A 13,614-nucleotide genomic window follows, 5' to 3' on the forward strand; every position below is an offset into this window, starting at 1 on the left:
CGATTAGACCAGGTACACATGTAACACTCGTCCTGAACAGTCGGATAGCTCAGCTAGGCCCCCTTTGTTACAGATAACGTGCGCAGCCAGAACCCGGTCGGCCGCCAGTGGCTGGAGGCGATGATCGACCGCTACAAACCCTCCGACGACGACGACGAGAGCGAACAACGATGAGCCAGAACCAGATCCAGAGCTATGCGGATTCCTTCGCCGCCCAGACGGTGCAGGCCGATCCACCTACATGGGTCGAGCCGACCGACCACCACATCGCGCGCGTGCTCGGCGTCGAGCTGCAGTACGACGAGTGCAGCGACATCCGGCACACGTTCCTGCGCACGTACTCCGACGGCGGCTACGGCCCCATGCTTCCGGGCCGGCAGATCGACTACCGCGGCTGACAGACCACGGGATACGACAACGGCTCCGCACTGTGGGGCGGAGCCGTTGTCGTTGCACGAAAGCAGGTATCAGGTGAACAGGTCGCGCTCGCTGCGGTCTGCGCCGCGGCGGGTCTGCTCCTCGCGGTGACCGTAGGTCAGCACCGAAGCGGTGGCATCGCTGGCCCGTCGGCTCTGACCACCCATGCCGTGACCGGCAGCACCAGGCGGCACGCCCCCGCCGCCGCCCATCGGAGCCGCCGTGGCGCCGGCGAGGCGCTCCTGTACCGGGCCAGTGGCGATCCCCGACAGCAGCGAGACTCGCTGGTTACCGCCTCCGGAGCTGGTCATCTTGGACATGTTCGCCGGCGCTCCACCGCCGAGTCCGCCGCCGGCGCCCAGACCTGCACCGCCGAGCGGCAATCCGCCACCGCTGCCGGGTGCTGTCGGCGCGAAGGACGGTCCAGTCGACCCTCCGCCGAGCAGATCCCCGAGCTGTGAAGAGCCGCCGAACATCGACATCGGTGCGCTCATGAACTGCGACAGTGACTGCATCGGATTGCCCATCCCGGACCCAGCGCTCTGCAGGGCCTGCATCGGAGCCTGGAACATCTGCCCGAACTGACCCATCATCGAGCCCATGTCGCCGGAGGCGGAGCCCTGGGAGGTGGCTTGCGACGCCGTTTGCGAAGCGCCCTGGGCCGCCTGGTTGGCCATCTGCGCGGCCTGTCCGGTTGCCTGGGCCGCATCACCGGCGCTCTTGGCGGCGTTGGCCAGAGGCGGGGGCGGCGGGATCGGCACCGGAAGTGTTGCCGCGGTGATCACCTGGCCGTAGGTGGTGCCGATCGAGGCGTTCTCCGCCGTGTAGAACCCGTATTCGGCGTTGAGCGCCGCGATCAGCGGGGTGTTCTGTCCGAAGATGTTGCTGGCCTCGGCGGCGGCCTCACGCACGCGGTTGTTGATCGACTGCATCGACGGGATCATCGCCGAACGGGCCATGCCGTAGCTCTCGGCGACCACCGCAGCGATCGCGGCCTGCTTGAACGCAATACCGGCCATCCCTGCCAGCCAGGACAGGAACGGCGGGGTCGCCGCCGAGTGGATCATCGACCGGGCACCGCTCATGGTCGTCGTCGACGCGGCCATCTGCGCCCCGGTGATGCCGGCGGCCGCCAGCGCAGCCGATGCCAGGCCCATCCACGCAGTCGAAGCTGCGGCCCATGTCGCGGACGTAGACCCCGATTCCAACATCGTGGCGTTCATCTCCGGGGTTGATCCGCCCCACGGGTGGTTGGTCATCATGCCTCCGCAATGTCGCTCGGCGCCCGACCGCTGCGGACGCGCAACACCCATGATGGCGGAGTTGATGGCCATCCCGCATCTCCGACGCGATCAGCGATGCATACACCCAGTGCATGTGCACCAGCCGAGCAGGAGCCTGTTCAGGTCAGGCGACGCAGAAGTTGGAAGCCCGCACCGGCAGCGTCGTGGGTACGGCCGGCGCCGGTGTGCGCACCTGGTCGAGGTATAGGGTGCAGTGCGCGCGGCTGGTATCCGCGCCGAGCACCGCCATACGTGTTCCGGTGCCGAGGAACACGCCCACTCCGTCGGCGCTGTTGACGGCGATCCCGCAGTGCACGCGGGCACGCACCGTCAGGCGCGCGGTGTCACCGCTGACAATGTCGCGATCGGCCCAGGCCAGCAGCGGCCCAGCCAGTTCGACCTCCTGGCCCGCGTTCAGACGAGCCACCATCTCTGTCACGTCCTCCCAGTCCGGAACGCTCAGGTTGGCAGTGACTTCAACAGGCGCCGGCAGCATCTGCGGACGCACGGCAGACAGCAGCGTCAACTCCTCGCTGTGGATCTCGGCCAAGTCAGTGGCACCGTCGATGACGGTGTCCTCGGGAAGCGGAGCACCATCGTCGACCTGGCGCATCGCTGCCAGCAGATCCACCCGCATCCGGGAGTTCAAGCCGCGCATGTGGGGCTCACCGGCAGCCCGGGCCGGGCGGAACCGCAGCATGGCGCCTCCCGGATCGCCGGGATCCGCGGCGGCGACCCGGGCGATGGATCGTGCTGCCGGGCTGACCAGAAACCGCCGCAACGGGATACCAACGCCGAGCAGCAGATCTTCGTTGTTCTCCCCGCGCAGTTGGCGTGACATCGAACCGACCCAACTGCGCACGGCGTCTTCGCACATCCACAAGCAGTCGCGCACCACGGCCTTGGGCCATCGGCCGCGGCTGGCAGTCACGGTCACCGGGGCGGCCAGCCGCGCCGACCACTGCGTCGGCAACACCGACGGGCCGGCATCGACAACGGTGGTGGCCATGCGGCCCTCGATCGCCACCAGGGACGTGGCATGCAGCCACGCGGCGTCCGCCGACTCCGAGGACGCTGCGTGGTTGGGCAGCAGGCGCACCGCGTCACTGATCTGTGCGCCGCGGCCGAACAGCTCGGCGGCAGGGACGCTGGCAATGTCGGTGGGCACCGCCAGGTAGTTGGCGGTCACCTCGAGCTGGGCGCACACCTGTTCCAGGAATCGAACCTGCAGGCGACCTACCAGTGCCGCGGCCGGCAGCCACGTGTGGTGATCGCGGCTCAGCGTTGATGCCAGCGCGGTCGAGTCGCCGTCTGCGTCGGCGATCAGCGCCAGCGCCAGGTAGTAGGCGTCCAGCGTGACCTGCTCGATGGAGCCGCGTCGACGACGCCGGCGTCCGGCGCCCGCGGTGGAAGGACGTGACATCAATGCCTGCCGCAATGCCGCCGCGGCAGAAAGGTGCAAGAACCGCTCGCTGATATGGACGGCCTCTGTGGTGTCGACATCGGCGCGCTCGGGGTCCACCCCGTTCATCACCGCGGCGATGGCGCGCTGCGCGGCGGTGAACCGCAGAGCGTTTCCGGACGGTGCCGTCGCGTCCTGCGCAACGGCCAACGATGCACGTGCCAGATGGGTCATGGCGGTCAGGTTAGGTGGGCTTGCCGATTCGTTGCGCCGCACGGGGTCGACACGCCGACCGCGCCATAGGCTGGATGTCATGTCCATGATCGGCAACGCGTCCCGCGATACGCAGCTCTATGTGCACACACTTGCCTCCGCGCTTGCATGTGCATCGAAGAACGAAGTGCCGACACTGGAGCCCGACAACGGGCGTGAACCTTCACCGGCTGCACAGCGTTCTCGTGTCTTGAGCCGTCTCGATGCGGTGTTGGTCGACCTGGATCGGGTGCTGCGCGCCAAGAAGATCGGCCCCACTGGTGTTCCCCGAGCCACCCTCGGCCGACGCCTGGCCAGCAATGGCGAGGTGTATGACGCCGTGAAGCGCACCTACACCCCCGGACCCGGATTCAACGCCCTTGCCGCCGGACTGATCTCAGAAGCACTTGTCGACGCCGGGAATGTCACTCAGAACGGAGCACTCGCATGACCAATCCCTCCCCCACTGAGCCCATCCCTGCCCCTGAGCACAGCGCGGCGGCTGGCGGGGACGCCCCGCGATGGACCTCGCCACCAGATGCGCCCTGGCATTCGCCGCCGAACCCGGCGACGGCAGCGGCGGATACCCCACCGACAACACCCACGGGCCCTGACGCGCCGTCCCCCGGAAGCTCTTCGACGGGCGGCACCACCGATGCTCCCGCAGGACAGGGACCGGCCGCAGATGCGCCGCACACCCAATCCGGCGGCGGTGGGCCAGCAGACGCCCCCGCATCCACTGGCTCCGGCGCCGATACCCCCGCCACCAACCGCGCGCCAGCAGACACCCCCGCATCCAGCGGTGCCGATACCCCGGCGGGGACGAACCCGCAGGCAGACACACGTGCACCCGCAGGAAGTAGCGCGCCGGCCGATGCACAACCCCACCCGGGGACGCCGGCTGATCCGAACAAACCCTCTCTGGCAAGCCGCGGATTGAACGCTGCCGGACTGCCACCCGACCAGTTGAAGAACCTGTCGAACCACCCCGTCAAAGGGATCCCCGGCCTGCTCAAGTCCCAGTGGGACACTGGCTCACGCCTGACCAGCGGACTAGCGGGCGCGGCCAATCTCTCGCCGAAGCTGGTCTCCGCGGCCCGATTCGTCCCGGTGCTGGGCTCGGTCGCCGCGATCGGCATGGCCGCAAGCGATTTCGCCAACGGCGACTACATCGGGGGAACCCTCAACGCCATCGGCGCGATCCCCGGACCGGTCGGCTGGGTGTCTCTCGGCGCCGGGTTCCTATGGGACGCCTTCGGCGACGAGAGCATCGAGATGTGGGCCAAGCCCGATGGCACAGTGACTTTCATGCTGCCCGGAGCCGGGCAGGACATCAGCGGTGTCGTCGAGACAGATGTCGCACTGACCGCCGCTCAGCGTGATCTCTACAGCTTCCAGGACGGGCCCACAGGCACCGTCTGGAACTCCAACCCTCCGAACCCGCTGGCGCTCAACACCCCTGCAGTCGCCGAGGCGGCCCGGACATGGCTGACCGGTCTGTCCGAGCTGTTCAGCAAGGTCGAGACGGCGATGCAGTCCAGCGGTGAACCGTACTTCGAGCAGTATCGGGCCCGCCTGGCTCCGCATCTGGCAACCATGGCCGATCTGACTCCGGCCTGTCAGGCGCTGATCACCCAGCTCGGCGAGGTGGACGGCGCGACGGCTGCGGCCTACAGCGCAGTGCTCGAAGCGAACCGCAATCTGCGCGTCCAGCTCTCCGAGGGCGGCGAGCTGACCGATGCGGGACCGGCTACCGCACTGACATCCACGTTGGCCGCCGCCGCTACGGCGATCACCGCGGCCAACGGCCGTATCGCCGGCGCCTTCCCCGCAGCGTCCCCGCCGATGACACCCAGCGCCGCGGCGCGCGCCGACAAGTCGCTGACAACGCCTGCGCCCGCGCCGGCCACGCTCGCGCCGGCGGCCGGTCCCGGTGCGGGCACACCGGCCAAACCCGCCGAGACTGCGAAGAAGCCCACCGACGACCTGTCCAAGCTCCTGAACTCGCTCGGTCAGCAGAAGCCGCTCGGCGGCGGCAGCCCACTGGGCGGCGGTGGCAATCCGCTCGGCGGGATGGGCGGTGGATCACCGCTCGGTGGCGGCAATCCGATGGGCAATGGTCAGGGTCGCAAGCTCGACGGCGGCGAGGGTCGCAAGCTGGACGACAAGGCCGACCGCAAGCTCGACGACAAGGAACGGAAGCCGCTGGAGGAGAAGTCCGATCGCAAGCTGTCGACCGCCGGGGGCCCTGCCAACTCGGTCGCAGCGGCACCGGCCCCGGCGGGTGCTCCGGCCGGCACACCGGCGGTGAAACCGGAAGCCGCAGCTGCCAAGCCGGGCAGTCCGACCAAACCGAACACGGAGGTGGATGTGAAGGGCGAGAAGACCGATTTCAAAGACCCGAAGCTGGCCAAGATGGCGCAACTGCTCGCCTCCGCGACCCCACAGCAGCCGATGTCGCTGTCGGACGCCGCCGCCGCGTCGGGTCTCACACCTCCGGTCCCGCACGCGGACCCAGGCCGCCAGGTGCAGCCGGTCGACGCCAAGCCCGGAGACATCCTGGTCGCCGACGGCAAGCAGTTCATGCTGCTCGGGGAGGGCCGCTTCTACGATCTGCAGGACTTCAAAACTGTAGGTGCGAGCGAGCTTCCGCAGGACGCGGGATCGCGTGGCGGGTACTTCTCCCTGAACGACCCCAGGGACCCCAGCGGTGGCGGTGCACCGGTGTCACCACCAGCCGGCGGGGTGCCCCACGACGTTCCGGGCGGACAGCCGCCGGCCGCCACGGTGGACGCCTCACCGACCGTGGCGGGAGCACCGGATCCGGTCGACAACCCCGAAGCACAGTCCGCACCGCCAGCAGGCAGCGGTGTGCTTCCGGCGGTCCCGCCCACCGGAGGTGTTCCCTCCGGTGGCACACCGGGCGTGCCAGCTGCGGGCAATGGCAACGGTCCGGCCAATGCAGGTGCGACGGCCACCGGAAATGGGATACCGGAGCCCTCCTCGCGCACCACCGCGTTGGACCCGAGCGCCGTGAAATGAGAACTAGCACAGGAGCACAGCGGTGACCGGCTCAATCAGCAGCGACTACGGTGCCGTCACCGACGGTGTCACACGGGCCGCCGGCGGGCTGCCCCCGTCCGCCGGCGGTGCACCAGCGCCCGGCGCTGATCCCCGGTTGACCGCGGCGGTCGATGACACGGCATCTCAGAACAAGCGCGGGCGTGACGACGTGGAAGGTCGCGGGGAGAAGACCGGCCGCTACACCCGGGATCTGGAGGGCATTCAGGAGCGCGGCGGCCGCGGGATGCGTGGAGCCGGTGACGGTCCGGGCTCCGGGCCGGGCGCTGCCCGGGGCGGAGCCGGCGGAGGGTCCGGTCAGATGCCGCAGATGCCGCAGGTTCCCCAGCAGACAGCTGCGGCGCCACAACCGCAGATGTCGGCACCGTCCCCCCAGATGTCGGCACCGCAGATGTCGGCACCGTCCCCCCAGATGTCGGCACCGCAGATGCCGGCACCGTCTGGTGTGTCCAACATCGACCCGAAAGTGCTTGCGGCCCTGGTTACCGCAGTGCAGCAACAGCAGGCGGCCTCCGGGGAAACCCCGGGTCTGGGACGTGACCCCAACCGGGTGACCGAGGGTGCGACCACACCGCAGGATCGCGATCCACTCGATGTGGCACAGGTGTCGCTGGACAAGCACCCGGGCGGCACCCTGTCCCAGGATGAAGTGGCCGACGTCATCGACCAGGCGCTCACCATCAACGGCATCCCGAACGACCCTGCGCTGCGCGATCAGTGGCAGGAGCTGTACCAGCACATGGCCCAGAACGAGTCGGGGAACAATCCGAATGCGGTGAACAACTGGGATTCCAATGCCACCGGCGCGATGATGGAGGACGGCGGACGCGCCAACTCCAGTCGCGGTATCTGGCAATGTATTCCGTCGACGTTCGCGGCCTACCACATGGGCGGAACGTCGACGTCGATCTATGACCCGCTGGCCAGCGCCGCGGCGTCGATCAACTATGTGATGGAGACCTACAACGTGTCACCGACCGGTGACGGGCTGACCAGGTTCATGTCCCGACAGGGTGTGGGCGGCGGTGGGTACCAGGGTTACTGACCGCTGCGGACTGCCGGCGAGCGTTCTGGCGCACTGATGGTTCTACAGCGCGTCCCCGCCTGCGCACGGTCGCAGTACCGTAGCCGGTAACCTGAACGACACGCCGAAGCGGCCAGCCGCAGCTGGCGCGGTGAAAATCGGTAGCCGGACCTAGCGTGCACCGCATGCCGCGCTCCGACGACGATCACGTTCCTGCACCGGCGGCAGGTGCCCCAGCTGCGGGGCCTGCTTCGATCAGCGAATACGACCGCTACTTGCTGCAGCGGATGGCGGCACTGCACGCCCACCTCATGCTGCTCAAGCCGCGGGTGAAGGCACCGTCGAAGACGGGTTGGCCGCTGGCTCCGGCGGTCACGCTGGAGGAAGCAGAGCAGCACATCGCGGCGGGCGGAAACATCGGGGTCAATCTGCGCCTGTCCAACATGGTGGTTCTCGACGCGGAGAACACCGCCGCCACCCTGGCCCTCATCGAGGCCGGATTCACCCCCACTGTCATCCCTGCCAAGGCGCAGATGGAGCAGCCGGTCAATCCTGCCGACGATAAGCGCGGCGGATGCCATGTGTGGCTGCGGATTCCAGCTGGGATCGACGCCACTGCCCTGCCGCAGGACCGGTTGGCGATCTACCTGCCCGGGGGCGGCAAGATCGACATCCTCGCCGGTGTCCGGTTCACGGTGGCACCGCCGTCGACGATCACCGACGCCCCGGGGAAAGCGTATGCGGCCGGGAAAGACGGTCCCCTGGACTCGAAAGTTCAGTGCGACATCGACGAAGCGCCGATGTGGTTGTTCGACCGCACCGCGGCGATTCCTGCTGCGCTGGCGCCTCTGCAGGGCATCCTGATCCCTGATCCGCCGCGGGTGCGGGTGGCGCGTGACGCGCGCAGTGCCGAACTTTCAGCCGAGATCGATGCGGTGAGCTGGGATGACTGGCTGGCCGGTGACCCGCGCCTGCACCCCACCCATCTGCGCGACGGCTGCGGCTGCCAGATCTGGTATTGGCAGGGCGCCAGCAACGAGAAGTCAGCGACGCTGCATGAGGGCTGCGCCGAGGTCGGCAACGGTGCCCACATCTGGTCGGGCACGATGATGCGCGACCTGAACCTCGACCGCGGCCATTCCTCGCGGCTGGACCTGGCAGCAGCGCTGCGCGGGCAGAGCCGCCGTGAGGTCGCCGCATCGGTGGGTATCTCGATCGGCGCGGAGCCCCAGGAACTGGGAGTCATCACCCCCGAGACCTACGCTCGCCTCGCTGACACAGCCGAACGGCTGGGCAACATCGCCGAGGCCGCGATGTACCGCGGCGTGGCCGAGCGCATGCAGCGCTTCATCGACCGCACCCAACTGGCCGGGCGTCTCCTGAGCGGTGAGCCCCAGATCGGCAACACCGTGGCCGGTGCCATCAACCCCACACCCGGGCAGCTCCCGCGGATGACACCGGTCACTCCTGCGGAAGCCGCCGTAGAGTCCGCCGCCGGCACGGACGCCGCTGGGCCGCAACCTGGTTCACCGTCGCCCTACACCGGCAAGGTGAAGGTGATCAACAATGTCACCATCCGCGCGTTCCCGGGGGTGGCCTTCGACGAGGTGCCCCGGCCCCGTGAGAACGAACTGCACGAGTATCCGCATCCGGCGCCCCCGGAAGAGTTCACACCGGTCAACGGCGCACGCACCACCATGCTCGAGGTGCTGCCCCCTCTGGCCAACCGGAAAACCCACACCTGGGTGCACCATGAGTGGATCTTCTCGGCGACGCCGGGCCTGAGTCACGTCGCAGCTGCCGCAGACTCGCGGGGGCTGTCGCGGTGGGGGCTGCTGGCCGCGCTGCTACCTCGTGTGGCCGCGCTGATCCCGCCCACGGTCAGGTTGACGCCGGCAAACCGTGCCATTCCGGACGACACCGGCCCCACGTCGGCAGGCACGTCCATCAACGTGTACTCAGTGCTTGTCGGTCCGCCCAGCTCGGGAAAGTCCGACACCATGAGTGCAGCTGCTGCTCTCATCGACGACGTCACCACGGTTCCTCCCGGTACCGGTGAGGGCGTGTTGAAGAAATTCCCCCGTGGCGGGGACAGCGAGGACGAGGGAACGTCTGCGGCTGTGCCGCCCGCCAATGCTTCTACCGCAGTTCCGGTCTCGGCGTCGGCCCCGGCCGTCGGCAGTGTCAGCAACGGCAACGTCGGAAACCGCTGCCCCAGCGCGGTGCTGGTGGAATCGGACGAGATCGACGTGTTCACGTCAGAGATGCTGCGTCAGGGGTCCAAGACGCTGGGCCTGTACCGCTCGATGTGGATGGGCGGTGAGGTCGGCAACACCACCTCCGACCGCGAACGTCACAGCTTCGTCGGCGCGCACACCTATCGTCTGGGCATCCTGCTCGGCGCTCAGCCCGAGACCGCCGCGCGACTGTTCGACGAGACCGGCAAAGGTACCCCGCAGCGATTCATGTGGTTGCCGGCGCACCAGACGGTATCGCGGGGCGCCCAGTACCCGAGCAAGCTGGCCACCGAGCCGGTCTACTGGTTCGGGGACCGGCCGTCGATGCTGCCTGACACTGTTGGTCCGCAGCAGCCGGTGTGGGTGCGTCCGCCGGACGCGGCGATCAAGTACATGGATCTCGACCGTGCCCGTGCGGCGACGGCGAACCCGTTCGATCCGGCGGGCCTTTACCGCGAGTCAAATCGCGACCGGAATCGGTTCTTGGAGGAGGGTTCTGATAGCGAAGACCCCGATCACCTCTACGCTGAGACCGACCGTGGGCGCGGGGCCAACAGTGCCGACGCGATCGCCAACCGGCACGCGGTGCTCCAGCAGCTCAAGGTCGGCGTCCTGCTGGCCGCGCTGGACGGGCTGGCGCAGCCGCAGGACGCGCACTGGCACGCCGCGGGGGCCATCATGGCGGTGCGGCGCGGGTCGATCGAAGAGCTTGTCGAGCTGACTGCTCTGCAGCGTGAGCAGGCACTGCGTGAGCGCGCCGGGGAGATGGGCCAGGTCTCGGTGGAAGCCAAGGCCTATGGCGACACGTACTCGGCGCGGCGGGTGAACAACGCAGTCGCGCACGCCACTGACCTGGCCATGACGCTGGCTGAGCAGAATCAGCCGATCACACGCTCTGCGCTGCTCAAGTCGTTCGAACGCGACGACGCCGAGAGCTACGCTGCGTTTGCCATGGATGCGTTGCGGCAGATGACTTCTCGCGGCGTGCTGGTCCCGTACGGCGACGGCGACACCTACGTCTACAACGTCCTGGGCAGTGCAGTGGGGCAGCCAGCAGAGACGGCGCAGGTACATGTTCTCCGCCCCCAGACTGCACCACCCATCATCAACAGCGTGGGCGGCTGACACATGAAATCGCCCCGCGCACACCACAGCAATACACGTACATCTGGGACGGCGCACATGTCCAAACTGTGTGAGATTTCGCCATGTCTCAGATGACTCTCGCCGAATTGGCCACGGCGGCGGCACAATTTGCGGGACTGGATACCGAGCAGGTTTTCAGCGATCTCGCTGCTGGCCGATTCGTCAGCGGATACGACATCATGGCTGCCATTTCACAGGTCAGCGGCACACATCCGCACCTGGCCGACAAGCTAGCGGTGTTCAAAAAGCAGGTGTCGGGCTTCCACACCTTCTGGACGTGAGGGGTACCCCGTGGCGTTATTCAGTGTTCCTGTAACAGTGCACCGCTATGTGCGGGCTCAAGGGATCGACGACGCACACCGGCACGCGCAGATGGGCAGTCAGGTCTCAGTGGATGCCGGCATCGACTCACGCGTTCACGCGCAGTACGTGAGCACCCGGGTTGTGCAGTACCACCACACTGGCGCCGGCGGGGATCTCTGGCGGGTGTCGCTGAACCTTCGAGCGGTCGTCGATGCGGTCGACGCTCGCGATGCGCGTGAAACTGCCTACGGCCTGGTGGCATTGGACGGGCGTGCGGACGCTTTCGAGCCCGAGCTGTGCGTCGGCGACGTGATGCGCGAGCTGTCCCGGGCGAGCTGATGGCGCGAGGTAACCGGCCCCCTGCGACTACGCCTGCAAGGGGTGCGGTTCCGGTCAGTATCTGCTCAGCAGGATCAACTTGTAGGTCGGGTCCAATCCGTTGCCGACCTGGAATCCGCGCCCGAGGTCGCCGCTATAGGCTGACCGCACACGGCCGCTGTCTCGCTCAGCGTCGCGTGTGGCCTCTTCCAGCGCGGCGTCGGCCTCAGCGGCGCTGACGTCGCGGCTGCGGACCGATGATCCGCCGAACTCTCCGAACGTGTAGATCGCCAGCGACAACATCATGGCGCCACGGCTGCGATCGCGTAGCCGCCGTAGCGGGTGGCATAGTCGATGCTCTGGCCCTGATTACGGAGCAGCCACACCTCGGCGTCGCCTTCCGAATCCAGCACGGGAGAGGCGGGTTCGCCGTCTCGGGTCACCTGGCACTGCGTCATCATTCACCTTTCGCCACTGGCACAGTTGCGCCGTCAGCCAGGATGCCCGCCTCCGATGCTCAGTTGAGGGTGGGGCGCGCACCGGCGCGGGTGTCACGTCCCTGCGCATTGAGCTCACCCGGTCCTGCTCGCCGGTCACTCCGCTGCGCTGGACTTGTCGGAGCGTGCGGGTAGGGTCTTGATCCAGGTACTGACCGGACGATCCGGGCAGTGCCGCCAAGGGCCTGACAGGTTTCGATTGGCTGATAGGACAACTGAACAGCGGGCAGGTGTTGGGCACAGTGGCTACCTTGAGTGAACGTGCCGACCAATTAAGCGCCGACAACAACGACGCACTGGTAGCCGAGGCCGAGATCAGCGAGATCGAAGCCTTCGCCAACTCCGCTCCCGTAGCGGTGTGACCTGTCGGGGACAAGCCAGCTGCCGCGCAGCGTCTCCGACATCATCTCTAGCGGCAGCGCCCCCGCCGACTGATCAGTGAGCGGTATACAAGTGCACAGATCTAACGAAGCCAGAAGGGCGTTCCTCCCCTCGCTGGCGGGGCCACAAGAGGAACTACGCCCGTAGAACCCAGTTCGACAGACGCCAAGACCCCGGTTCGATCCCGGGCAGGTCCACCAGATGCGAGAGCCCGTAGCCGGCAACGGTTTACGGGCTCTCGCTCTGTGAGATACCCGCGGCGTTGGCGCTCCCATCGGTCCAGACAGGGTGGCCGCTTTCAGGGATCTGCTCACCGACGATGGGCACCGGCTTCGCTGATCCCGTCGACGGCGCCGGTAACGGCACCCTCGCTGCATCGGCATCTTCGTCTGTCACGCACCCGGACACCAGCTCCACGGCGAGCACCTGCCGGAACTGCGAGGTCGGGTCGGACAGGCGGCCTGCCATCAGTCCCGCCTGCGTCAGGGCTGCCGCTGTCAGCCGGTAGCCCTCGATCGGCGCGCCGACGGTGTTGAGCGCCTGCACCTGGACCAGCACCGCGTCCGCGGTCTCCGCATCGCCGAGTAGTCCGGCCGCCGCGTAGGCGGCGGTGAACGTCGGCCAGTCCCCCAACCCCGCCATCCGGTACAGGAACCAGACGTTGGCGGTAAGCGCACTCGTGCCCGGCGGTACCGGATCCACCAGCAGCGCGGCATCGGCCGTGCTGAGCCCTCCGCCCGAGTCCACCGCGACCGGTGCAAGCGGCGCGATTTCGGCCGGACCAGGTGGAACCGCAGCAGAACTGCCGTCGCGCGGAGCCAACAGCGCTGGGAAGCGCGCGGCTGAGCGGGTGCAGCGCACGGGACCGTCGACAGCCGCGGCGGCCAGTTGTTCGGCGGCATCGTTTCCCGACCCGCCGCCGAACACCGCCGCGGTCTGGTCGAGAACCGCGGCCGACACCGCGGCGGGAACTGTCGCAGGTGCGGTGACGATCGCGGCGGTGACGGCGATGCCCAGCGGAACCACCACCGCTGCCGATGCAGCGACGAGAACCACCGCGACGCGTCGGTAGCCGATGCGGTGCAGGATCCGTTCCCCGGCGGGGGTCACCACTGCGGACAGCCCGCGCCGCGCGGCACTACCGGCCAGCGTTGCCGCACGTGGACGGGTAGTGGGCGCCGATCTCCCCCCGCTGACCAGTTCGGCTACCGACGGCGATTCCGGGCGGGTCAGTGCCGCCCAGCCACTGGGGCGAAATCTGTTGACCGACACG

General features: G+C 68.0%; 12 protein-coding genes and 1 other RNA gene. 8 read left to right on the plus strand and 5 right to left on the minus strand.

Annotated elements, in window-relative coordinates; genetic code table 11:
• Nucleotides 1-170: 170 nt before the first annotated feature.
• Entirely contained in the window at nucleotides 171-398 is a 228-nt protein-coding gene (locus AWB94_RS29420) for a hypothetical protein (RefSeq protein ID WP_062657744.1), read from the plus strand.
• Between the two features lie 69 nt (nucleotides 399-467).
• Here the strand turns inward: AWB94_RS29420 and AWB94_RS29425 are convergent, their stop codons facing one another.
• A complete protein-coding gene (locus tag AWB94_RS29425) occupies nucleotides 468-1,730 on the minus strand; it encodes a PPE domain-containing protein (protein WP_307188180.1) in 1,263 nt (420 codons plus the stop codon).
• A gap of 94 nt (nucleotides 1,731-1,824) precedes the next feature.
• Nucleotides 1,825-3,336: a hypothetical protein gene (locus AWB94_RS29430; protein ID WP_062657745.1), complete on the minus strand. Its 1,512-nt coding sequence runs from the start codon at nucleotides 3,334-3,336 to the stop codon at nucleotides 1,825-1,827.
• Between the two features lie 79 nt (nucleotides 3,337-3,415).
• Here AWB94_RS29430 and AWB94_RS29435 point away from each other — a divergent pair, with 79 nt between their 5' ends.
• The 6 genes from AWB94_RS29435 (at nucleotide 3,416) to AWB94_RS29460 (ending at nucleotide 11,484) form a co-directional block, all read left to right on the plus strand.
• On the plus strand, nucleotides 3,416-3,805 hold the full coding sequence (locus AWB94_RS29435; protein WP_062657746.1) for a hypothetical protein: 390 nt from the start codon (nucleotides 3,416-3,418) through the stop codon (nucleotides 3,803-3,805).
• Between the two features lie 485 nt (nucleotides 3,806-4,290).
• On the plus strand, nucleotides 4,291-6,396 hold the full coding sequence (locus AWB94_RS29440; protein ID WP_062657747.1) for a hypothetical protein: 2,106 nt from the start codon (nucleotides 4,291-4,293) through the stop codon (nucleotides 6,394-6,396).
• A gap of 22 nt (nucleotides 6,397-6,418) precedes the next feature.
• Nucleotides 6,419-7,480 carry a transglycosylase SLT domain-containing protein gene (locus tag AWB94_RS29445; RefSeq protein ID WP_085122553.1) on the plus strand — a complete coding sequence of 354 codons (1,062 nt, stop codon included), beginning with the start codon at nucleotides 6,419-6,421 and terminating at the stop codon, nucleotides 7,478-7,480.
• Between the two features lie 164 nt (nucleotides 7,481-7,644).
• Nucleotides 7,645-10,821, plus strand: coding sequence for a bifunctional DNA primase/polymerase (locus AWB94_RS29450; RefSeq protein WP_062657749.1), 3,177 nt, complete (start codon nucleotides 7,645-7,647; stop codon nucleotides 10,819-10,821).
• Nucleotides 10,822-10,913: 92 nt separating this feature from the next.
• Complete coding sequence (locus AWB94_RS29455; protein WP_036376784.1) at nucleotides 10,914-11,123, plus strand: hypothetical protein; 210 nt, start codon at nucleotides 10,914-10,916, stop codon at nucleotides 11,121-11,123.
• 109 nt (nucleotides 11,124-11,232) lie between these two features.
• On the plus strand, nucleotides 11,233-11,484 hold the full coding sequence (locus tag AWB94_RS29460; protein ID WP_131805324.1) for a hypothetical protein: 252 nt from the start codon (nucleotides 11,233-11,235) through the stop codon (nucleotides 11,482-11,484).
• A 54-nt stretch (nucleotides 11,485-11,538) separates the two neighbouring features.
• Here the strand turns inward: AWB94_RS29460 and AWB94_RS29465 are convergent, their stop codons facing one another.
• Together AWB94_RS29465 and AWB94_RS35315 are read right to left on the minus strand one after the other, a co-directional pair.
• The gene (locus AWB94_RS29465; protein WP_062657751.1) at nucleotides 11,539-11,769 is read right to left on the minus strand and encodes a hypothetical protein; all 231 of its coding nucleotides are present in this window, start codon (nucleotides 11,767-11,769) and stop codon (nucleotides 11,539-11,541) included.
• Nucleotides 11,766-11,921, minus strand: coding sequence for a hypothetical protein (locus AWB94_RS35315; RefSeq protein WP_165605348.1), 156 nt, complete (start codon nucleotides 11,919-11,921; stop codon nucleotides 11,766-11,768). Before AWB94_RS35315 ends, AWB94_RS29465 begins: the two co-directional genes overlap by 4 nt.
• Before the next feature lie 220 nt (nucleotides 11,922-12,141).
• On the opposite strand from AWB94_RS35315, the gene ssrA reads away from it, so the two are divergent.
• Nucleotides 12,142-12,541: a transfer-messenger RNA gene (ssrA, locus tag AWB94_RS29470) on the plus strand.
• A 28-nt stretch (nucleotides 12,542-12,569) separates the two neighbouring features.
• On the opposite strand, the gene AWB94_RS29475 is transcribed toward ssrA, so the two are convergent.
• The gene (locus AWB94_RS29475; protein WP_131805325.1) at nucleotides 12,570-13,613 is read right to left on the minus strand and encodes a hypothetical protein; all 1,044 of its coding nucleotides are present in this window, start codon (nucleotides 13,611-13,613) and stop codon (nucleotides 12,570-12,572) included.
• Between the last annotated feature and the right edge of the window lies 1 nt (nucleotide 13,614).

The organism is Mycolicibacterium canariasense, from assembly GCF_002101555.1.
Taxonomy (GTDB): Bacteria; Actinomycetota; Actinomycetes; order Mycobacteriales; family Mycobacteriaceae; genus Mycobacterium; species Mycobacterium canariasense.

Coding starts and splice junctions, on each gene's coding strand:
- AWB94_RS29465 (WP_062657751.1), bottom strand. CDS start 11,769: ATGATGTTGTCGCTGGCGATCTACACGTTCGGAGAGTTCGGCGGATCA.
- AWB94_RS29420 (WP_062657744.1), top strand. CDS start 171: ATGAGCCAGAACCAGATCCAGAGCTATGCGGATTCCTTCGCCGCCCAG.
- AWB94_RS29425 (WP_307188180.1), bottom strand. CDS start 1,730: ATGGGTGTTGCGCGTCCGCAGCGGTCGGGCGCCGAGCGACATTGCGGA.
- AWB94_RS29430 (WP_062657745.1), bottom strand. CDS start 3,336: ATGACCCATCTGGCACGTGCATCGTTGGCCGTTGCGCAGGACGCGACG.
- AWB94_RS29455 (WP_036376784.1), top strand. CDS start 10,914: ATGACTCTCGCCGAATTGGCCACGGCGGCGGCACAATTTGCGGGACTG.
- AWB94_RS35315 (WP_165605348.1), bottom strand. CDS start 11,921: ATGACGCAGTGCCAGGTGACCCGAGACGGCGAACCCGCCTCTCCCGTG.
- AWB94_RS29450 (WP_062657749.1), top strand. CDS start 7,645: ATGCCGCGCTCCGACGACGATCACGTTCCTGCACCGGCGGCAGGTGCC.
- AWB94_RS29435 (WP_062657746.1), top strand. CDS start 3,416: ATGTCCATGATCGGCAACGCGTCCCGCGATACGCAGCTCTATGTGCAC.